Source organism: Streptomyces sp. CB03238 (genome assembly GCF_002099185.1).
Classification (GTDB): domain Bacteria; phylum Actinomycetota; class Actinomycetes; order Streptomycetales; family Streptomycetaceae; genus Streptomyces.
In genome coordinates, this window is record NZ_NBCN01000042.1 from 1 (window position 1) to 19958 (window position 19958).

The following is a 19958-nucleotide window of genomic DNA, read 5'->3' on the forward strand; positions in this document are numbered from 1 at the left end:
GAAGCTAAGCCTTTCAGCGCCGATGGTACTGCAGGGGGGACCCTGTGGGAGAGTAGGACACCGCCGAACAATTATTGTGGGAAAGCCCCGCACCTTATGGTGCGGGGCTTTTCTGCGTTTACGGGCAGGAACCGATCCCTCCTCCTGGGTCGGTCCGCCCCGGCGTTTAGATATGCGGTCAGAGACGGCCCGCTGCCTTCAGGGCGAGATAGGCGTCGGCAAGAGCCGGCGCCAGGTTGTCCGGGGTGGCGTCCACGACTGTGACGCCGTGGCGTTGGAGCTGTTCCGATGTGCGGCGGCGCTGGGCCTGGGTTTGGGTGCCGGCGGCGGCTTCGTAGACCGCTTCGACGGTGCCGCGTGCCTTCGTCATCTCCTCCGCGTGGGGGTCCGAGACAGAGGCCACCAGAACGGTGTGGCGCTGTGTGAGCTGCGGAAGTACCGGAAGCAGGCCTTCTTCGATGGGGGCGGCTTCGAGGCTGGTGAGCAGGACGACGAGCGAGCGGCGTGGGGCGCTGGTGAGGGCGGCCGAGCTGAGACCGCGCGCGTCGGTCTCGATCAGCTCGGGTTCGAGGGGTGCAAGGGCGTTCACGACGGCCGGGAGGATGTCGTTGGCGGAACGGCCTTGGACGCGGGCGCGGGTGCGGCGGTCGTAGGCCAGGAGGTCGACGCGGTCGCCGGCTCGTGAGGCGAGCGCGGTGAGGAGGAGCGCGGCGTCCATGGACGCGTCGAGGCGGGGCACGTTGCCGACTCGGCCGGCCGACGTGCGGCCGGTGTCGAGGACGATGAGGATGTGGCGGTCGCGTTCGGGGCGCCAGGTGCGTACGGCGACGGTGGTCTGGCGGGCGGTGGCCCGCCAGTCGATGGAACGGGTGTCGTCGCCGGGAACGTACTCGCGGAGGCTGTCGAACTCGGTGCCTTGGCCTCGGATGAGGACGCTGGTGCGGCCGTCGAGCTCGCGGAGGCGGGCCAGTTTGGACGGAAGGTGCTTGCGGCTGGCGAACGGTGGCAGGACACGGACCGTCCAGGGGACCTTGTGGTTGCCCTGGCGTGCGGCGAGGCCGAGTGGGCCGTATGAGCGCACGGTGACGCGTTCGGCCTGGCGGTCGCCGCGGCGGGTGGGCCGGAGGACGGTGGTGAGGCGCCGACGCTCGCCCGCCGGGATCGTCAGCTTGTGGCGGGACGCGGACTGCTCGCTGCCGGGTAGCCAACTGCTGGGCGGCCAGGCGTCGCGGAGATGCGCGCGTAGGCGTCGCCGGGAGGGGTTGCTGACGGTGAGATGGATTTCGGCACTGTCACCGAGTCGAACACTCGTGTCACCACTTCGGGTGAACCGCAGCGTTCGCACTGGCGCGGCGAGCGCGTAGTCGCACAGAATTGCGAGTGAGAGGGGCGCGTTGACAGCGAGCATCCCCGTCCAGCTGGGGGCGAGGATGCCGACGGGGAGAGAGCCGATCGCGGCGAGGAGCGCGGTTCGTCCGGTGAGGGCCACAGGTCACTGCCTCATCGGGGTACGGGGACGTGGGCCAGGATCGCGGTGATGACGGAGTCGGGGGTGACTCCTTCCATCTCCGCCTCGGGCCGCAGCTGGATGCGGTGGCGCAGGGTGGGCAGGGCAAGGGCCTTCACATCGTCCGGGATGACGTAGTCGCGGCCGGTGAGCCAGGCCCAGGCGCGGGCCGTGGAGAGCAGTGCGGTGGCGCCTCGTGGGGAGACGCCGAGGGTGAGTGAGGGGGATTCACGGGTGGCACGACAGATATCGACGACGTAGCCGGCGATCTCGGGGGAGACGGAGGTCTTGGCGACGGCGGCGCGGGCGGCTTCCAGTTCGGCGGGGCCGGCAACGGGGCGTACTCCGGCGCCGTGCAGGTCGCGGGGGTTGAAGCCCTCGGCGTGCCGGGTCAGGACGTTGATCTCGTCCTGGCGTGAGGGGAGAGGGACCGTCAGTTTCAGAAGGAAGCGGTCCAGTTGCGCTTCGGGAAGCGGGTAGGTGCCCTCGTACTCGACGGGGTTCTGCGTGGCGGCGACGAGGAAGGGTTCGGGGAGCGGGCGGGGTGTGCCGTCGACCGTGACCTGGCGCTCCTCCATCGCCTCCAGGAGCGACGACTGGGTCTTGGGTGGAGTGCGGTTGATTTCGTCGGCGAGCAGGAGGTTGGTGAAGACCGGGCCGGGCTGGAAGGAGAACTCGGCGGTGCGGGCGTCGTAGACCAGGGAGCCCGTGACGTCGCTCGGCATCAGGTCGGGGGTGAACTGGACACGCTTGGTGTCCAGTTCGAGAGATGCGGCGAGCGCGCGGACGAGCAGCGTCTTGGCGACACCGGGCACACCTTCGAGGAGGACGTGGCCTCGGCAGAGCAGGGCGACGACGAGTCCGGTGACAGCGGGGTCCTGCCCGACCACGGCCTTCGCGATCTCGGTGCGCAGGGCCTCCAGGGAGGAGCGGGCGCTGTCCGAGTTGTCAGCGGTCTCGGGGGTCGGGGCACTCATGAGGTGCGTACCTCTCTTTCGAGGGCGTCGAGTTGGTCTGCGAGGAGGGTGAGTGTGGCGTCGTCGGCGGGAGCCGGGCCGAAAAGGAGAGCCCTGAGGTCCCTGTCGCCGGCGGCGAGCCGCGCAGAGACGGCAGGGAGCAGGGCTTCGGGGGAGTGGGCTTCCGCCGGTGGGACGCCCAGGAGGGGGGCGAGTCGGGTTCGGGTCGCGGCGCGCAGGACGGTGGCCGCGCGGTCGCGGGCATTCGCCCGGCGGTAGAGGCGGGCCCGGCCCTCGGTGGACTCGGAGGCGCGGATGACGACGGGAAGGTGTTCGGTGACAAGGGGGCCGAGGCGGCGGGCGCGCCAGATGGCGGCGAGCACGGCGGCGAGGGCGAGTTGCAGGGTGCCCCACAGCCAGCCGGAGGGGATCAGGTCGAGGAAGCCGCGTTCGCCGGCGTCTTCTTCCCCGTCGCCGCTGTCGCCGCCGTCATCGCTTCCGCCGACGGCGGAGGGATCGCTGAGCGAGGGGAGGTACCAGACGAGATGAGGCCGGGAGCCGAGGAGTTGAAGGGCGAGCGAGGCGTTGCCCTGCTTGTCCAGGCGGTCGTTGTAGAGGATGTCGGGAGAGCCGAGGAGCACCGTGTCGCCACCGGCGGGGCCGTTGATCCGCAGGAGGGTGGCGAGGCCGTCGCTGCGGTAGCAGGCGTCGCTGCCGGGGAGGGCGGTCGTGTAGCGCTCGCCACCGAGGTCGACGGTGCCTGCGCGCTCGGCGGCCGGCAGGGAGCACTGGGGGGAGCGTGCCGACACCGGGGTGGAGGAGCCCGTGGTCACATCGGGCGCCAGGGTGCCGACGGAGGGGGGACCGGCGGAGAGGAGCACTGTGCGGCCTCGTGCGGTGTCCATGTCGCCGCGCAGGACGCTCTGCTGGTGGTCCGTCAGCAGGTCGGGGGTGGTGACGAGGAGCGTGGTGTCGGGGCCGGTCGCGGCGGTGGCCTCGTCGAGAGTGGTGACCACGCGGGTGGTGACCCCGCGTTGCTTGAGGAGTTCGGCGACGGCGCGGCTGCCGTTGGGATCGGCGGAGCGGGGGTCGAGATGGCCGTGCTGGGCGTCGGAGCGCACGAGGGCCATGACGATTCCGGCCACGATGAGGATGGCCAGGGCGAGCAGCAGGCCTCTGGCTCGGGTCCAGAGCTGGCGGGCGGTGAGGGACGTCGAGGTGGCGGAGGCGGTGGAGGTGGCGGTCATCAGGCCGCTCCCTGGGCGGCGTTGCTCAGGTGGGGCTTGGCCCGTTCCAGCGCGGTGTCCACGTCCTTGAGGCGCTGGTACGTGCGCTGGTCGGCGGTGCGGCCACCGTATGTGACGTCGTCGAAGGCGCGGGCGGCGGCTCGGAGTTCGTCCGCGTGGGCAGGGAGGGGTCGGCCGGCCTCGGCTGCCGCCTCGTCGGCGGTGCGGCCTGGGCGGGGGTCGAGGAGGGTGCGTTCTTCCAGGGAGCGCACAATGGCTCGCATCCGTTCCTGGACGGCCTGGTTCCAGCGGCCGGCGGCGGCGTGCTCCTCGGCGGCGGTGCGGTGTTCGGTGGCGCTGCGAGGACGGTCGTCGAAGAGGGAGTCGGCGGTGACGGGGGTGCGCTGCGGAGTGCCCAGGCGCCACCACAGGGCGCCGACGAGGGCCAGGACGATCAGGGCGATCGCCACGAGTCCGAGTAGGCCTCCCGGGGCGGCTCCCGACGCGGAGTCGAAGAGCCGGCCCACCCAGTCCCAGAAGCTGTCGAGCGCGCGCTGGAGCAGGTTGGGGTCGTTCTCGTGGTACATGGGCTTGGACAGCTCCCGCTCCGCCGCCTCGCGGGCGGGGACGCGGGGAGTGTCCAGCGGTACGTCGTCGTTCGCGTGGACCGTCGGCCACGCTGTCGTCAGGCCCCCCGTGGTCGGCACCGCATCAGCTCCCGGGGGTGGTGTCGCCGGGCGAGGGGGAGCCGTACCCGGGCACGCCGGCGGCGCGGGCCAGATCCAGGTCGAGGGCCTCCCGGCGGATGCGCTGGTCGATGTAGAGCAGGACGGAGACCCCCGAGGAGATCGGGTAGGTGATCGAGGCGGCGATGACCGCCCCGACGCCGGTGATGATCAGGAAGGGCCAGCCGAATTCGGTGGTCGTGCCCGTGATCAGGCCGCCCAGTCCGTCCCCGTCCACCGCGAGCGCGACGAAGGCGAAGGGCAGTCCGATGATCATCGTGATGAGGGTCAGCAGGAGCATGGTGAGCATCAGGATGCCGAAGATCCGCCACCAGGCGCCCTGGACCAGCTTGGCCGAGCGGCGCAACGACGCGGCCACGCCCTGTCGTTCCAGCATCAGTGCCGAGTAGGAGAGGCTGAACCGGACGAGGAGCCAGATGACGACCGCGGCGGCGGTGAGGCCGCCCAGGATGGTCAGCAGCACGCCTGCTGCGGAGCCGTCGAGGAGCAGGCCGGGGAGCAGGCCGATGGTCATGATGGCGACGCTCAGCAGCGGCAGCAAGAGGGTCAGGCCGAGAAGCTGGGGCAGCCTGGGACGGGCCTCGCGCCAGGCGTCGGAGAGCGTCACGGGGCGGCCGAGCACGGCGCGGCTGATCACGATGGTCAGCAGGGCGGTCGTGAAGAAGGTGCCGATGAGGGTGAGCGCCATCGTGGGGCCCAGGGAGATGAGACTCGCCTTGAGGCTTTGCACCAACTGGTCCAGAGCCTCCTGCGGAGTCGGGTTCGGCTTGAGCTGCGGTGGCGCCGGTACGACGTAGCGCTGGAGGAGGACGTCGCCGATCTTCGTGATGACGGAGACGGTGAGCGTAATGCCGAGCACGGTGCGCCAGTGCGCGCGCAGAGTGGAGACCGCACCGTCGAGGATCTCGCCGACGCCGAGGGGGCGCAGCGGGATGACACCGGGCTTGGCGGCCGGGGGCCGGCCCCAGCCGCCCTGGCCCTGACCGCCGCTCCATCCGGGTGCGGGCGCGGGGGGCGGAACGGGGCCGGATGGGCCGGGCACGGTCGGCGGGGACCACTGGCCGGCGGGCGGCTGCTGCTTGGACCATGTGGAGGGCGCGCCGGGGGCGTCGGTGGGCTCGGCGGGCCGTGGGACGTTGGCGCCCTGGCCGTCGGAGGGCGAGGATCCGGGCGAGGCCCAGCCCGGAGTGTCGTTCACGGTCGTCCACCTCGTGGATTGGTCGCGGTGCCGGCTCGTCGAGCCGGCTCGGTCACGGTGCCGGGCCGCTCGGTGGGGCGGCAGGTTGGCAGCCATGGTGCCACGCGCGGTCGGCGGCCGGGCCTGGGGTCGGATCTCCTTGGCACCTTCATTGTCCGTGGTTCAGCGGGCAGACTGGGCGGATGGCTGATCAGTACGCACGAACTCCCGGCGCCGCCGAACCGCCCACCCTCCCCGCACTGCGTTGGGAGGAACCGCCGGAAGGGCCGGTGGTGGTGCTCCTCGACCAGACGCGGTTGCCCACCGAGGAGGTCGAGCTGGTCTGCACGGATGTGCCGGCGCTGGTCCAGGCGATCCAGACGCTCGCTGTGCGCGGAGCGCCGCTGCTCGGCATCGCCGGTGCCTACGGCGTGGCGCTGGCCGCCGTGCGAGGCTTCGACGTGGAGGACGCGGCCGCGTTGCTGGCCGGGGCGCGGCCCACCGCCGTGAACCTCGGGTACGGGGTGCGCCGGGCGGCCGGTGCGTACCGGGCGGCGCTCGAGAAGGGGGAGGGCCGGGAGCGCGCCGCGGAGGCGGCTCTGGCTGAGGCCAGGGATCTGCACCGGGAGGACGCCGAGGCCAGTGCGCTGATGGCGGGCCACGGGCTGGCGCTGCTGGACGAGCTGCTGCCGGGCGGCGGCCACCGGATCCTGACCCACTGCAACACCGGGGCGCTGGTGTCGGGCGGCGAGGGGACCGCGTTCGCCGTGGCGCTGGAGGCGCACCGGACGGGCAGGCTACGGCGGCTGTGGGTGGACGAGACCCGGCCGCTGTTGCAGGGGGCGCGGCTGACGGCGTACGAGGCGGCCCGCAATGGCATGGCGTACACGCTGCTCACCGACAATGCGGCGGGCTCGCTGTTCGCCGCGGGGGAGGTGGACGCGGTGCTGATCGGGGCGGACCGGATCGCCGCCGACGGTTCGGTGGCGAACAAGGTGGGGAGCTATCCGCTCGCGGTGCTGGCCAGGTACCACCATGTGCCGTTCGTGGTGGTGGCGCCCATCACGACGATCGACCTGGAGACGCCGGACGGGGCGTCCATAGAGGTGGAGCAGCGGGCCGGACAGGAGGTGACGGAGCTCACTGCTCCGCCGCAGGTGGCGACGGGGGGAGTGGGAGCAGGAGCGGGCGGCGGGCTGCCGGTGGCGCCGCTGGGAACGCAGGCGTACAACCCCGCGTTCGATGTCACGCCCCCGGACCTGGTGACGGCGATCGTCACCGAGCAGGGGGTGGTGTCCCCGGTCACCGGGGGAGGAATTGCCGAGCTGTGTGCCAGGTCACGCCAGGTAACGATTAGCTAATGGGATGATGTCGATTATGAAGGGACGAGTCCTTGTCGTCGACGACGACACCGCACTGGCCGAGATGCTCGGGATTGTGCTGCGTGGTGAAGGTTTCGAGCCGTCGTTCGTAGCGGACGGCGACAAGGCACTTGCCGCTTTCCGGGAGGCCAAGCCGGACCTGGTGCTGCTGGACCTCATGCTGCCCGGAAGGGACGGCATCGAGGTGTGCCGGCTCATCCGGGCCGAGTCCGGAGTGCCGATCGTGATGCTCACCGCCAAGAGCGACACCGTCGATGTGGTGGTCGGGCTGGAGTCCGGTGCCGATGACTACATCGTCAAGCCGTTCAAGCCGAAGGAGCTGGTCGCCCGGATCCGGGCGCGGCTGCGGAGGTCGGAGGAGCCGGCGCCTGAGCAGCTGACCATCGGCGACCTGGTCATCGATGTGGCGGGCCACTCGGTGAAGCGGGAGGGGCAGTCGATCGCCCTGACTCCGCTCGAGTTCGACCTGCTGGTCGCGCTGGCCCGCAAGCCGTGGCAGGTGTTCACCCGTGAGGTGCTGCTGGAGCAGGTGTGGGGTTACCGCCACGCCGCGGACACGCGGCTGGTGAACGTGCATGTGCAGCGGCTGCGCTCCAAGGTCGAGAAGGACCCGGAGCGGCCGGAGATCGTGGTGACCGTCCGTGGTGTCGGTTACAAGGCCGGACCGAGCTGACATGTCCCGCGGCAGTGCTGCTCCGAAGCCCGGGAACCCGGGAGTCCGTGCGGGGCGGGCTGCCGGGCCGGGGCGTCAGTCATGGCGTCCGGGCCGTCTGCTCCAGGACGGGGCGCCGGGCGGTCCGGTGCTCCGGCTCCTGGTGCGCTGGGTGCGCCGGCCGTTGCTTCCGGCCGCCCGGCTGTGGCGGCGGAACCTCCAGTTGCGGGTGGTCGCCGGCACGCTGCTGATGTCGCTCGGAGTGGTGCTGCTGCTCGGGTTCGTCGTCATCGGCCAGATGCGCAACGGTCTGCTGGACGCCAAGGAGAGGGCTGCCCAGAGCCAGGCGTCCGGTGGGTTCTCCGCCGCGCAGGACCAGGCGAACCAGCAGCCGGGGACGGGCGGCCAGGGCGGGGGTGCCGGGGACGGCGGAACGGCCGGGGCGTCGCTGAACTGGCGGTCCGATCTCGTCGTGCAGCTGGCGAGCGGCGGCCAGGGCGCGTTCAACGTGGTGGCGCTCAGCTCCGACACGGAGGGCGCGGCGCCCAGCCGTGGCGCACGGGCTTCCGGCGGGGTGGAACCGGCGCGGAGCATTCCGGCGAAGCTGCGGGAGTCCGTCTCGCAGGCGGGGACGTTCCAGACGTACACCCGGATCAACTATTCGGACGGCAAGCCGTCGGAGGCCGGGCTGGTCATCGGCAAACGCCTCAATGACATCGACGGCAATCCGTACGAGCTGTACTACCTCTTCCCGCTGACGCAGGAGGAGGACTCCCTCGCCCTGGTCAAGACGACGCTCGCGACGGCCGGGCTGTTCGTGGTGGTGCTGCTGGGCGCGATCGCGTGGCTGGTGGTGCGGCAGGTCGTCACGCCGGTACGGATGGCGGCCGGGATCGCCGAGCGGCTGTCGGCGGGCCGGCTGCAGGAGCGGATGAAGGTCACCGGCGAGGACGACATCGCGCGGCTGGGCGAGGCCTTCAACAAGATGGCGCAGAACCTCCAGCTGAAGATCCAGCAGCTGGAGGAGCTGTCGCGGATGCAGCGGCGGTTCGTCTCGGACGTCTCGCACGAGCTGCGTACGCCGCTGACCACCGTACGGATGGCGGCCGATGTCATCCATGAGGCGCGTGAGGACTTCGATCCGGTGACGGCGCGTTCGGCGGAACTGCTGGGGGACCAGCTGGACCGGTTCGAGTCGCTGCTGTCGGACCTGCTGGAGATCAGCCGCTTCGACGCGGGCGCGGCGGCGCTGGAGGCCGAGCCGATAGACCTGCGGGAGGTCGTCCGCAGGGTGATCGGCGGGGCCGAGCCGCTGGCCGAGCGCAAGGGCGGCCGGATCCTCGTCGTGGGCGATGAGCAGCCGGTGGTCGCGGAGGCCGACGCACGCCGCGTCGAGCGGGTGCTGCGGAACCTGGTCGTCAACGCCGTGGAGCACGGTGAGGGCCGGGACGTGGTGGTGCGGATGGCCGCGGCGGGCGGCGCGGTGGCCGTGGCGGTGCGCGACTACGGGGTCGGGCTGAAGCCGGGCGAGGCGACGCGGGTGTTCAACCGCTTCTGGCGGGCGGACCCGGCTCGGGCTCGTACCACGGGTGGTACGGGGCTGGGCCTGTCGATCGCCGTGGAGGACGCGCGGCTGCACGGCGGCTGGCTGCAGGCGTGGGGGGAGCCGGGCGGCGGTTCGCAGTTCCGGCTGACGCTGCCGCGTACGGCGGACGAGCCGTTGCGCGGTTCGCCGATACCCCTGGAACCGGAGGACTCGCGGCGCAACCGGGAGCGGGCGGCCGCCGAAGAGGCGTCGCAGGGCGCCGGCCGGCTGCCGACGGTCCCGGGACAGGGCGGGAGCTCGACGCGGGCTGGGCTGCCCGCTCCGACGCGTACGGCACTGCCGCCGCGGCAGGCGGCGCAGGTGGCCGCCGATCCGACGGCGCTGCCCGGCAGCGGGTCGCGGGTGGTGGCGCGCGGAGCCGGTCAGCGGGCGGGCGAGGACGTCTCGTCCTCGACGCAGGATGTGAAACGGGAGGGTACGACTCGTGGGCGCTGAGCGTCGTCGCGGCCGTGGACGTACGGTGCGCGCGGTCGCGCTGCTCGGATGCGGCGTGCTGCTGGCCGGGTGTGGGTCGATGCCGGACAGTGGGGACGTCTCCCCGGTGAAGGCGTCCAACCCCGGGGACTCCCAGGTGCGGGTGTATCCGGTGACACCGCGGGAGGACGCGGAGCCGGACGAGATCGTCAACGGGTTCCTGGAGGCGATGACCGGTGACGACCCGGGTTTCGCGACGGCCCGCAAGTACCTGACCAAGAAGGCGGCGCGGGAGTGGAAGCCGGAGGAGCTCACCACGGTGCTCACCTCCGCGCCCGTCAGCACACAGCCGCCGGAGCGCAGCAGCATCCGTGAGACGCAGGACCGTCGCGTCTACTCCTTGCTCGGCAAGCGGATCGCGACGCTGGACAGCCGGCACGCCTACCGGCCGACGCCCATGTCCAACTACACCGGCACGATCCAGCTGGTGCAGGCGCCCGGCCCGGACGGCACGGGCAAGGAATGGCGTATCGACAGGCTGCCGCCGGGGCTGCTGCTCGGCGAGTCGGACTTCCAGCGCAACTACCGTTCCGTCAACACGTTCTACTTCGCCTCCGGTCGGCACTGGGTCGTGGCAGACCCGGTGTACATCCGGCAGCGGCAGGATCCGGTGACGCGGATGGACCCGGTGGCGCAGACGGTCAAGGCACTGCTCGAAGGGCCGACGAACTGGCTGGACCCGGTGGTGGATTCCAGCTTCCCCAGGGGCGTGGCGCTGAAGGACGGCGTCACGTCACTGACGCCCGACGACCAGAACAAGCTCAAGGTGCCGCTCAATAAAAAGGCGGAAAACATCGGCTTCGGCACGTGCAGGCGGATGGCGGCGCAATTGCTGTTCACCGTGGGCGATCTGGGTTTCGTCAGGGTGGAACAGGTCGAACTGCAGCGTGAGGACGGGCGCGCGCTGTGCCTGGTGGGAGAGAGCCAGAAGGAGAACTACCGGGCCGCCCCGCCGGGCAGCCCTGAGGTGAACCCCTATTTCATCAACGCGTCCGGACGGTTGGCGAAGCTCAAGGCCGGGGTGGAGAACCCCGGCACGCCGTCGCCCGTGCCGGGGCCGTTCGGGAACGGGTCGGTGAAGGTCGGCAAGGTCGCGGTCGCCCGCGATGAGCGTCGGGCGGCCGTGGTCTCGGAGGGTGACCGTTACTTGCGGGTGGCCTCCGTGGTCTCGGACGCGGGCGTGGAGCTGCCGGAACCGCTGGTGAGCAGCGAGGGCGCGAAGCTCGATGACCGGCTGTCCGCGCCGAGCTGGGACGGCCGCGGCAACCTGTGGGTCGCCGACCGCGACCCGGCGAATCCGCGGTTGCTGTTCCTGCCGGAGGGCTCCGGGGAGCCCCTGCCGGTCACGGCTCCGCAGCTCGCCGACGGAGTGCGGGTCGAGGCGCTGCGGGTGTCCGAGGACGGGGTGCGCATGGCGCTGCTGCTCCGGGAGGGCGACAAGACGACCCTGCACATCGGGCGGGTCGAGCGGCAGGGCGCCGGTGCGAAGCAGTCGGTACAGGTCGTGGACCTCCAGGCCATCGCCCCGCGGATGGAGTCGGTCACGTCGGTGTCGTGGGCGGGACAGAGCCGGCTGGTGGTGCTGGGCAAGCTGGCCGGCGGGGTGCAGCAGGTGCGCTACATCCAGACGGACGGTTCGACCTCGGCCGCGGCGATTCCGGGGCTGAACCAGGTGAAGGTGGTCGCGGCGTCGAACGACGAACGCGCCCCGCTGGTGGCGGCCTCCGCCGACGCGGGCATCGTGCGGCTGCAGGCGGGCGCGAACTGGCAGCCGATGGTGGAGAAGGGCACGTCCCCCGTCTACCCCGGCTGACGCCGCGCCGCCACCGGCCCAGCACGGGGCCGAGCGGGGCTCCGCGTGCGGTGCGCTGTGTGGGCCCGGCGCGCCAGGGCGCGCTACTACGTGCCGAGGGGGCGGGCGGGCCCGGGCGCGTCCTGCTGGGTCGGCGCGCTCCGCATGCGCGGTGGTGCGGGGCGGAGGCCCCGGGGCGCGCTGCGCGGGCCCGGCCTGCCCTATGGGGCCGGCACGCCCCGGGGTGCGTCCTTCGGCCGGCGGGCTGCTGGGGTCGCATCGGGGCCGATGGGTGACGTGTGCAGGCCGTGGGGAACGGGAACGCCGTGGTGTCCGGGTGGGACGTGTGGCGCGGACCAAGCGGGCCGGGGTTGCCGACCCGGCCCAGCCGGGCGGCTGCTGCCGCGGCCCCGCCGGTGCGCCGGTGTGGGCCAGTGGGTCCGGCTGTGATGCCCTCAGGGCCCTGGGCGCGTCCTGCCGGGCCAGCGGGCTGCTTTTGCCCCTTGCCCCGCGGGGCGACGTGTGGAGGCCGCGGGGGCGGGGAGGCACGGGCCAAGCGGGCCGGGGTTGCCGACCCAGCCGGGCGGTTGCTGCCGCGGCTCCGGGTGTGGGGCCCGGCGGGGCGGCGTGTGATGTCCGCGGGGCCTCCTGGCCGCGCCGGGTGGGGGCAGCGGGGCATGGGCGGGATGAGGGGTGCCCGCGGCACTCGGGTGACGGACGCGGTGGGCCCGTCATGTTTCGCGTGGTTGGCATGGGGTGCGGGGGCTGAGCCGTCGGGGTTTTCCACAGGGGTGGATGCGCAGTGGGGGGCTTGGGACCGTGGGGGTATGCGCTGGTGGTGGCGGGAGATCGCGGGGTTGGTTCTGCCGGTGGCCTGTGGTGGGTGCGGGCGGGCTCGTACGTCGTTGTGCGAGGCGTGCCGGTGGGCGCTGTGCGGAGCGGGTGGGCGGCGGGTGAGGCCGGTGCCGGAGCCGGTGGGGCTGCCGGTGGTGTGTGCCGCGGCGCCTTATGCGGATGCGGTACGGGCGGTGCTGCTCGGGCACAAGGAGCGTGGCGCGCTCGGGCTGGCCGGGCCGCTGGGGGTCGCGCTCGCGGGGGCCGTGCGGGCCTCTGTCGCTTGTGGGCGCTCGGGCGGCGGGCCGCTGCTCCTGGTGCCGGTGCCTTCCGCGCGGCGCGTGGTGCGGGCGCGTGGGCACGACGCGGCGCGGCGGATCGCGCTGGCGGCGGCGGCCGAAATACGGCGTACGGGGGTGGCGGCGCGGGTGGTGCCCGTGCTGCGGCAGCGGCGGGCGGTGGCGGACCAGTCCGGGCTGGGCGCGCGGGAGAGGCTGGCGAACCTGGCCGGGGCGCTGGAGGTGGCGGCCGGCGGAGGGAAGCTACTGGCGGCCGGCAGGCCCGTACTGGTCGACGATCTCATGACCACCGGGGCTTCGCTGGTCGAGGCGGCACGGGTACTGCGTGCCGGTTCGGAGCCGCAATTCCGGGGAGTCGTACAGATGAGTGCCGCAGTTGTCGCCGCCCCGCCGATGTCGTTCGAAATAAACCGGAACTGACGGGGAACTTGCATCGTTGCAGGTACTGAGAGAGCAAAAACACCTGATCGGAGGTTCGTGCGGATAGCGGGTGCCGACACCCGTCCGAGCGAGCTATGTTCGGGTGTGAGGAATGGCGAAAGCCGCGCTTCACCGAATGCACTGCCGTGTTCCGGGTCCGTTTCCGGGTAGCGGTCAGGACATCCAAGGTGGTGGGGTGGGGATCTTGCCGACGGGGGAGGAGGAGGTCGAGTCGCCAAGTCCGAGGCTCCGGTACTCACCGGGGTCTGGTGCAAAAGGGAGATGCTCGCCGGCCGGTGAGTCGGCAGGAGCGATCCGGGAACGGAGTTCTGCGTGGACATCGTCGTCAAAGGCCGCAAGACCGAGGTGCCCGAGCGGTTCCGCAAGCACGTGGCCGAGAAGCTGAAGCTGGAGAAGATCCAGAAGCTCGACGCCAAGGTGATCAGCCTCGACGTCGAGGTGTCCAAGGAACACAACCCGCGGCAGGCAGACCGGTCGGACCGCGTGGAAATCACCCTCCACTCCCGGGGGCCGGTGATCCGGGCGGAGGCGGCGGCAGGCGACCCCTACGCAGCCCTTGACCTCGCGACGGGCAAGCTGGAGGCACGGCTGCGCAGGCAGCACGACAAGCGTCACACCCGCCGGGGCAACGGCCGTCTGTCGGCCGCGGAGGTCTCCGACGCGGTTCCGGGCGTGGCCCGGCTGAACGGAAACGGCGGCGTGGCGGTGGAGGAGCGGCCGGAGTCCGTCCCCACCAAGAGGATGGGCTCGCTGGAGGTGCGGGGCGAAGGACCTCTGGTGGTCCGCGAGAAGACCCACACAGCCGCCCCGATGTCACTCGACCAGGCTCTCTACGAGATGGAGCTGGTCGGTCACGACTTCTACCTGTTCGTCGACTCCGAGACGAAGCTGCCCAGCGTCGTCTACCGCCGGCACGCCTACGACTACGGCGTCATCCATCTGGAGAGCGACCCGTTGGCCGGCTCCGAGGCCGGCGGTGCGGGCGGCGCGCTCGGTGGCTGACAGCAGCTGAACGACCCCGGTGGTGCCCCTGGAGCGCCGTGTGCGCCCCCAGGGGCACCACCGTGCGACCACAGGATCACCGCTTCGCCGTCCGGGCATGAAATCATGGCAGGGCGCGCCAACCGATGCTCCGAGGGCCGAGGTTGGCGTACCGCACATGAACGTCAGGCAGGCCTGCAGGGGGAGGAACGATGGCGGACAGCTTCGGCCCGGTGCACCACCCGGGCGGCTCCGACGCCCCGGTGGGCGGAGCGGGGTGCGGGAGCGGTGCCGACACCGACACGGACGGCGGCGCATCCCGCAAGGAGCCCATCAGGGTCCTGGTCGTGGACGACCACGCCCTCTTCCGCAGAGGCCTGGAGATCGTCCTCGCGCAGGAGGAGGACATCCAGGTGGTCGGCGAGGCGGGCGATGGCGCGGAAGCCGTCGACAAGGCCGCCGACCTGCTGCCCGACATCGTGCTCATGGACGTCCGGATGCCCAAGCGGGGCGGTATCGAGGCCTGCACCTCCATCAAGGAGGTGGCCCCCAGCGCCAAGATCATCATGCTGACGATCAGCGACGAGGAGGCCGACCTCTACGACGCGATCAAGGCGGGTGCGACCGGCTATCTCCTCAAGGAGATCTCCACCGACGAGGTGGCCACCGCCATTCGGGCGGTCGCGGACGGTCAGTCGCAGATCAGCCCGTCGATGGCGTCGAAGCTCCTCACCGAGTTCAAGTCGATGATCCAGCGCACCGACGAGCGCCGGCTCGTTCCGGCGCCCCGACTGACCGACCGGGAGCTGGAGGTCCTGAAGCTGGTCGCCACCGGCATGAACAACCGGGACATCGCCAAGGAGTTGTTCATCTCGGAGAACACCGTGAAGAACCACGTCCGCAACATCCTGGAGAAGCTCCAGCTGCACTCCAGGATGGAAGCGGTGGTCTACGCGATGCGGGAGAAGATCCTCGAGATCAGGTGAGGACCGGGTGAGGCTCAGGTGAGACGGGCCAGGGCGGACGACAGCTCGGGGGCGAGCTCCGGGCGGTCGACCCGTTCGATCCGTACGGAGTCGCAGCCCACCCACTCGGCGGCCTCCCGCAGCGCCTCCGCCATGGGGGCCACGGCCTTCGGGGAGGCCAGCGACACCTGTTTGGCCACCAGGGTCTTCCCCTCGCGGGCCGGATCCACCCGGCCCATCAGCTTCCCGCCCGCGAGCAGGGGCATCGCGAAGTAGCCGTGTATCCGCTTCTGCCTGGGGACGTACGCCTCCAGGCGGTGCGTGAAGCCGAAGATCCGTTCCGTGCGCGCCCGCTCCCAGATCAGCGAGTCGAACGGCGACAGCAGGGTCGTACGGTGACGGCCGCGCGCCACGCCCGCCAGGGCCTCCGGGTCCGCCCAGGCCGGCTTGTCCCAGCCCTGCACGCGCACCGGCACCAGCCCCGAGTCGGCGACCACCGCGTCGAACTGCTCGCCCTTGAGCCGGTGGTAGTCGGCGATGTCCGCGCGCGTGCCCACGCCCAGCGCCTGCCCCGCCAGCCGCACCAGCCGGCGCAGACACTCGGTGTCGTCCAGCTCGTCGTGCAGCAGGTGATCAGGGATGGCCCGCTCGGCCAGGTCGTACACCCGCTTCCAGCCGCGCCGCTCGGTGCACACCACCTCCCCGAACATCAGCGCCCGCTCGACGGCGACCTTCGACTCCGACCAGTCCCACCACTCGCCGCCGTTCTTCGCGCCGCCGAGCTCCGTGGCGGTCAGCGGGCCCTCGGCGCGCAGCTGCTTGATCACCGCGTTGTAGGCGTCGTCCGGCAGGTCGTGGTGCCACTGCGGGCGCTTGCGGTAGGCGCGGCGGCGGAAGGCGAAGTGCGGCCACTCCTCGACCGGCAGGATGCACGCCGCGTGCGACCAGTACTCGAAGGCGTGTCCGTCCGTCCAGTACGCCGCGTCGACGGTCCGGCGGCCGACGGCGCCCAGCCGTGCGTACGGGATCAGCTCGTGGGAGCGGGCCAGCACCGAGATCGTGTCCAGCTGGACGGCGCCGAGCCGGCGCAGTACGCCGCGCACCCCGGCGCGGCGGTCCGGCGCGCCCAGGAAGCCCTGGGCGCGCAGCGCGATACGACGGGTCTCGTCGGCGGAGAGCTCGGCGGTGGGAGTCGGCAGGGGCGTCATGGTCCGCACGGTCGTCATGCTCGGCACGATAGAGGGCGGCACTGACAGTCAGCTGCCGGCCGGGAGATAGGGCACGGGGCTCGGCAGGCCGAGGTCCGAGGGAAGCAGGGAGCCGATCCACGCATCGCGGACGGTGCCCTTGTTGACGAGGCCCGCGCGCTGGACGCCCTCCACCGTGAAGCCGGCCTTCTCGGCGACGGTGCGCGATCCCGTGTTGCCGACCTCGGCGCGCCACACCAGCCGCGTGCACCCGGTCGTCGTGAAGGTCCACCGCGCCAGGGCCACGACGGCCTCCGTGGCGTAGCCGCCGCCGCGGTGCTCCCTGGCCGTCCAGAAGCCGATCTCCCACACTCCCGAGTGCCCGCGTACTCCGACGGCGCCCACGAGCGGGCCGCCCGCGCGGAGCAGGACGGCGAAGTCCAGGTCGTACCCGGTGCGCCAGCCGTCGGGCACGATGCGCCCGAGGAAGTCCTCCGCGTGATGCCTCTCGTACGGGGACGGCACGACCGTCCAGCGCTGGATGTCCGGGTCCTGGCAGGCCGCGTACACGGCGTCGGTGTCGTCGAGCGTGAACGGGCGCAAGCTCAGGCGCTCGGTGGTGAGGGTGACGGGCTCCATGGCGGGATTCTGGAGGGGCGGGGAGGGGCGGGGCGAACACTTTTCGGGTTCAGCGGCACCTTCCGTAGGCCCCGCGCGTTCTTCTTGAGGGCGGCATGTCGGCGCGGCAGTCGGCCCAGGTGAGCGCGGACCTCCCGGCGCGGTGGCGTCCTCGCTTACGATGGCCGTTGCGGTGGGGCCCACCTGCCGTGCCCGTGCCAGTGTCCATGACAAGACCTAGTGCCAGGCCCGACCGGCAAGGAGACCAACCTCAGTGTCCGTCTTCAACAAGCTCATGCGTGCAGGCGAAGGCAAGATCCTGCGCAAACTGCACCGCATCGCGGACCAGGTCAACTCCATCGAAGAGGACTTCGTCAACCTCTCCGACGCCGAGTTGCGGGCGCTCACCGAGGAGTACAAGCAGCGGTACGCCGACGGTGAGAGCCTCGACGACCTGATGCCCGAAGCGTTCGCGACGGTCCGCGAGGCCGCCAAGCGCGTGCTCGGTCAGCGCCACTACGACGTCCAGCTGATGGGTGGCGCCGCGCTGCACCTCGGTTACGTCGCCGAGATGAAGACCGGTGAGGGCAAGACCCTCGTCGGCACGCTGCCGGCGTATCTGAACGCGCTGTCCGGCAAGGGCGTGCACATGATCACCGTCAACGACTACCTGGCGGAGCGCGACTCCGACATGATGGGCCGGGTCCACAAGTTCCTGGGCCTGAAGGTCGGCTGCATCCTCTCCAACATGTCGCCGTCGCAGCGCCGCGAGCAGTACAACTGCGACATCACGTACGGCACGAACAACGAGTTCGGCTTCGACTACCTGCGCGACAACATGGCGTGGTCCAAGGACGAGCTCGTCCAGCGCGGCCACAACTTCGCCTGTGTCGACGAGGTCGACTCCATCCTGGTCGACGAGGCCCGTACGCCGCTGATCATCTCCGGCCCGGCCGACCAGGCGACCAAGTGGTACGGCGACTTCGCCAAGCTGGTCACCCGCCTCAAGAGGGGCGAGCCCGGAAACCCCCTCAAGGGCATCGAGGAGACCGGTGACTACGAGGTCGACGAGAAGAAGCGCACTGTCGGCATCCACGAGTCCGGCGTCGCCAAGGTCGAGGACTGGCTGGGCATCGACAACCTCTACGAGTCGGTGAACACTCCGCTCGTCGGTTACCTGAACAACGCCATCAAGGCCAAGGAACTGTTCAAGAAGGACAAGGACTACGTCGTCATCGACGGCGAAGTCATGATCGTCGACGAGCACACCGGCCGTATCCTCGCCGGCCGCCGCTACAACGAGGGCATGCACCAGGCGATCGAGGCGAAGGAAGGGGTGGACATCAAGGACGAGAACCAGACCCTCGCCACGATCACCCTGCAGAACTTCTTCCGCCTCTACGACAAGCTGTCCGGTATGACCGGTACGGCCATGACCGAGGCCGCCGAGTTCCACCAGATCTACAAGCTGGGCGTCGTCCCGATCCCGACGAACAGGCCGATGATCCGCAAGGACCAGTCGGACCTGATCTACCGCACCGAGGTCGCCAAGTTCGCCGCGGTCGTCGACGACATCGAGGAGAAGCACAAGAAGGGCCAGCCGATCCTCGTCGGTACGACGTCGGTCGAGAAGTCCGAGTACCTGTCGCAGCAGCTGTCCAAGCGCGGCATCCAGCACGAGGTGCTCAACGCCAAGCAGCACGACCGTGAGGCGCAGATCGTCGCCCAGGCCGGCCGCAAGGGCGCCGTCACCGTCGCCACCAACATGGCCGGCCGTGGTACCGACATCAAGCTGGGCGGCAACCCCGACGACCTCGCCGAGGCCGAGCTGCGCCAGCGCGGCCTGGATCCGGTCGAGCACGTGGAGGAGTGGGCCGCCGCCCTGCCCGCCGCGCTGGAGAAGGCCGAGCTCGCCGTGAAGGCCGAGTTCGAGGAGGTCAAGGCGCTCGGCGGGCTGTACGTGCTGGGCACGGAGCGGCACGAGTCGCGGCGTATCGACAACCAGCTGCGCGGCCGTTCCGGCCGTCAGGGCGACCCGGGCGAGTCCCGGTTCTACCTGTCCCTCGGTGACGACCTGATGCGGCTGTTCAAGGCGCAGATGGTCGAGCGCGTCATGTCGATGGCCAACGTTCCCGACGACGTACCGATCGAGAACAAGATGGTCACGCGCGCGATCGCGTCCGCGCAGTCGCAGGTCGAGCAGCAGAACTTCGAGACGCGTAAGAACGTCCTGAAGTACGACGAGGTCCTCAACCGGCAGCGTGAGGTCATCTACGGCGAGCGCCGCCGCGTCCTGGAGGGCGAGGACCTGCACGAGCAGATCCGCCACTTCATGGACGACACGATCGACGCCTACATCGAGGCGGAGACCGTCGAGGGCTTCGCCGAGGAGTGGGACCTGGAGCGGCTGTGGGGCGCCTTCAAGCAGCTCTACCCGTGCAAGGTCACCATCGAGGAGCTGGAGGAGGCGGTCGGCGACCGGGCCGGCATCACCGCCGAGTTCATCGCGGAGTCCGTCAAGGAGGACATCCACGAGCAGTACGACGCGCGTGAGAAGCAGCTCGGCTCCGACATCATGCGTGAGCTGGAGCGGCGTGTCGTGCTGTCGGTCCTGGACCGCAAGTGGCGCGAGCACCTCTACGAGATGGACTACCTCCAGGAGGGCATCGGTCTGCGCGCGATGGCGCAGAAGGACCCGCTGGTCGAGTACCAGCGCGAGGGCTTCGACATGTTCACCGCGATGATGGAGGGCATCAAGGAGGAGTCCGTCGGCTACCTGTTCAACCTGGAGGTCCAGGTCGAGCAGCAGGTCGAGGAGGTCCCGGTGCAGGACGCGGCCGCTGCGAAGACGTCCCTGGCCAAGGAGGACGCCGTACCGGCGCAGGCCGGTGCCGGGCGGCCCGAGATCCGCGCCAAGGGGCTGGAGGCCCCCAAGCGGCCGGACCGGCTGCACTTCTCCGCGCCGAAGGTCGACGGCGAGGGCGACATCATCGAGGGCGACTTCGAGAACGGGGACGGAGCGGCCCGGTCCGCGGCGGACGGCATGACGCGTGCGGAGCGACGCAAGGCGCAGAAGGGCGGGCGTCGCCGTAAGAAGTAACTCTCCGTAGGAGTG

15 protein-coding genes are annotated in these 19958 nt (G+C 71.0%); 8 read left to right on the forward strand and 7 right to left on the reverse strand.

Annotated features, from left to right (window positions below; genetic code table 11):
* Nucleotides 1-178: 178 nt before the first annotated feature.
* The 5 genes from BKD26_RS37530 to BKD26_RS37550 are packed head-to-tail and all read right to left on the reverse strand — an operon-like array spanning nucleotide 179 to nucleotide 5633.
* Entirely contained in the window at nucleotides 179-1489 is a 1311-nt protein-coding gene (locus BKD26_RS37530; RefSeq protein WP_084907546.1) for a DUF58 domain-containing protein, read from the reverse strand.
* 11 nt (nucleotides 1490-1500) lie between these two features.
* Nucleotides 1501-2484, reverse strand: coding sequence for a MoxR family ATPase (locus tag BKD26_RS37535; protein WP_084907548.1), 984 nt, complete (start codon nucleotides 2482-2484; stop codon nucleotides 1501-1503).
* The gene (locus BKD26_RS37540) at nucleotides 2481-3710 is read right to left on the reverse strand and encodes a DUF4350 domain-containing protein (protein ID WP_084907550.1); all 1230 of its coding nucleotides are present in this window, start codon (nucleotides 3708-3710) and stop codon (nucleotides 2481-2483) included. The genes BKD26_RS37535 and BKD26_RS37540 overlap by 4 nt, the downstream gene beginning before the upstream one ends.
* The gene (locus tag BKD26_RS37545) at nucleotides 3710-4396 is read right to left on the reverse strand and encodes a DUF4129 domain-containing protein (protein ID WP_084907552.1); all 687 of its coding nucleotides are present in this window, start codon (nucleotides 4394-4396) and stop codon (nucleotides 3710-3712) included. The genes BKD26_RS37540 and BKD26_RS37545 overlap by 1 nt, the downstream gene beginning before the upstream one ends.
* Before the next feature lie 4 nt (nucleotides 4397-4400).
* Nucleotides 4401-5633, reverse strand: coding sequence for a hypothetical protein (locus tag BKD26_RS37550; protein WP_084907554.1), 1233 nt, complete (start codon nucleotides 5631-5633; stop codon nucleotides 4401-4403).
* Between the two features lie 182 nt (nucleotides 5634-5815).
* Here BKD26_RS37550 and mtnA point away from each other — a divergent pair, with 182 nt between their 5' ends.
* The 7 genes from mtnA to BKD26_RS37585 all read left to right on the forward strand — a co-directional run bounded on the left by mtnA (nucleotide 5816) and on the right by BKD26_RS37585 (nucleotide 15059).
* Nucleotides 5816-6973: an S-methyl-5-thioribose-1-phosphate isomerase gene (gene mtnA, locus BKD26_RS37555; RefSeq protein WP_084907555.1), complete on the forward strand. Its 1158-nt coding sequence runs from the start codon at nucleotides 5816-5818 to the stop codon at nucleotides 6971-6973.
* 4 nt (nucleotides 6974-6977) lie between these two features.
* Entirely contained in the window at nucleotides 6978-7667 is a 690-nt protein-coding gene (gene mtrA / locus BKD26_RS37560; RefSeq protein WP_007448372.1) for a two-component system response regulator MtrA, read from the forward strand.
* A 1-nt stretch (nucleotide 7668) separates the two neighbouring features.
* The gene (mtrB, locus tag BKD26_RS37565; RefSeq protein WP_084907557.1) at nucleotides 7669-9687 is read left to right on the forward strand and encodes an MtrAB system histidine kinase MtrB; all 2019 of its coding nucleotides are present in this window, start codon (nucleotides 7669-7671) and stop codon (nucleotides 9685-9687) included.
* A complete protein-coding gene (locus BKD26_RS37570) occupies nucleotides 9677-11539 on the forward strand; it encodes an LpqB family beta-propeller domain-containing protein (RefSeq protein WP_084907559.1) in 1863 nt (620 codons plus the stop codon). The genes mtrB and BKD26_RS37570 overlap by 11 nt, the downstream gene beginning before the upstream one ends.
* Nucleotides 11540-12345: 806 nt before the next feature.
* Complete coding sequence (locus BKD26_RS37575; protein WP_084907561.1) at nucleotides 12346-13071, forward strand: ComF family protein; 726 nt, start codon at nucleotides 12346-12348, stop codon at nucleotides 13069-13071.
* Between the two features lie 333 nt (nucleotides 13072-13404).
* On the forward strand, nucleotides 13405-14094 hold the full coding sequence (gene raiA, locus BKD26_RS37580; RefSeq protein WP_084907563.1) for a ribosome-associated translation inhibitor RaiA: 690 nt from the start codon (nucleotides 13405-13407) through the stop codon (nucleotides 14092-14094).
* A 191-nt stretch (nucleotides 14095-14285) separates the two neighbouring features.
* The gene (locus BKD26_RS37585; protein ID WP_073750463.1) at nucleotides 14286-15059 is read left to right on the forward strand and encodes a response regulator transcription factor; all 774 of its coding nucleotides are present in this window, start codon (nucleotides 14286-14288) and stop codon (nucleotides 15057-15059) included.
* Between the two features lie 14 nt (nucleotides 15060-15073).
* Here BKD26_RS37585 and BKD26_RS37590 read toward each other — a convergent pair whose 3' ends face one another.
* Nucleotides 15074-16246: a crosslink repair DNA glycosylase YcaQ family protein gene (locus BKD26_RS37590; protein WP_084907596.1), complete on the reverse strand. Its 1173-nt coding sequence runs from the start codon at nucleotides 16244-16246 to the stop codon at nucleotides 15074-15076.
* Between the two features lie 48 nt (nucleotides 16247-16294).
* Nucleotides 16295-16864 (reverse strand): GNAT family N-acetyltransferase, encoded by a 570-nt coding sequence (locus tag BKD26_RS37595; protein WP_084907564.1) that lies wholly within the window; start codon nucleotides 16862-16864, stop codon nucleotides 16295-16297.
* Nucleotides 16865-17117: 253 nt separating this feature from the next.
* Between BKD26_RS37595 and secA the strand changes: the two genes are divergently transcribed.
* Complete coding sequence (gene secA, locus BKD26_RS37600; protein WP_084907566.1) at nucleotides 17118-19943, forward strand: preprotein translocase subunit SecA; 2826 nt, start codon at nucleotides 17118-17120, stop codon at nucleotides 19941-19943.
* Nucleotides 19944-19958 lie beyond the last annotated feature (15 nt).

Coding starts and splice junctions, on each gene's coding strand:
- mtrA (WP_007448372.1), top strand. CDS start 6,978: ATGATGTCGATTATGAAGGGACGAGTCCTTGTCGTCGACGACGACACC.
- BKD26_RS37595 (WP_084907564.1), bottom strand. CDS start 16,864: ATGGAGCCCGTCACCCTCACCACCGAGCGCCTGAGCTTGCGCCCGTTC.
- BKD26_RS37575 (WP_084907561.1), top strand. CDS start 12,346: ATGCGCTGGTGGTGGCGGGAGATCGCGGGGTTGGTTCTGCCGGTGGCC.
- BKD26_RS37585 (WP_073750463.1), top strand. CDS start 14,286: ATGGCGGACAGCTTCGGCCCGGTGCACCACCCGGGCGGCTCCGACGCC.
- mtrB (WP_084907557.1), top strand. CDS start 7,669: ATGTCCCGCGGCAGTGCTGCTCCGAAGCCCGGGAACCCGGGAGTCCGT.
- BKD26_RS37540 (WP_084907550.1), bottom strand. CDS start 3,710: ATGACCGCCACCTCCACCGCCTCCGCCACCTCGACGTCCCTCACCGCC.
- mtnA (WP_084907555.1), top strand. CDS start 5,816: ATGGCTGATCAGTACGCACGAACTCCCGGCGCCGCCGAACCGCCCACC.
- BKD26_RS37590 (WP_084907596.1), bottom strand. CDS start 16,246: ATGACGCCCCTGCCGACTCCCACCGCCGAGCTCTCCGCCGACGAGACC.
- BKD26_RS37535 (WP_084907548.1), bottom strand. CDS start 2,484: ATGAGTGCCCCGACCCCCGAGACCGCTGACAACTCGGACAGCGCCCGC.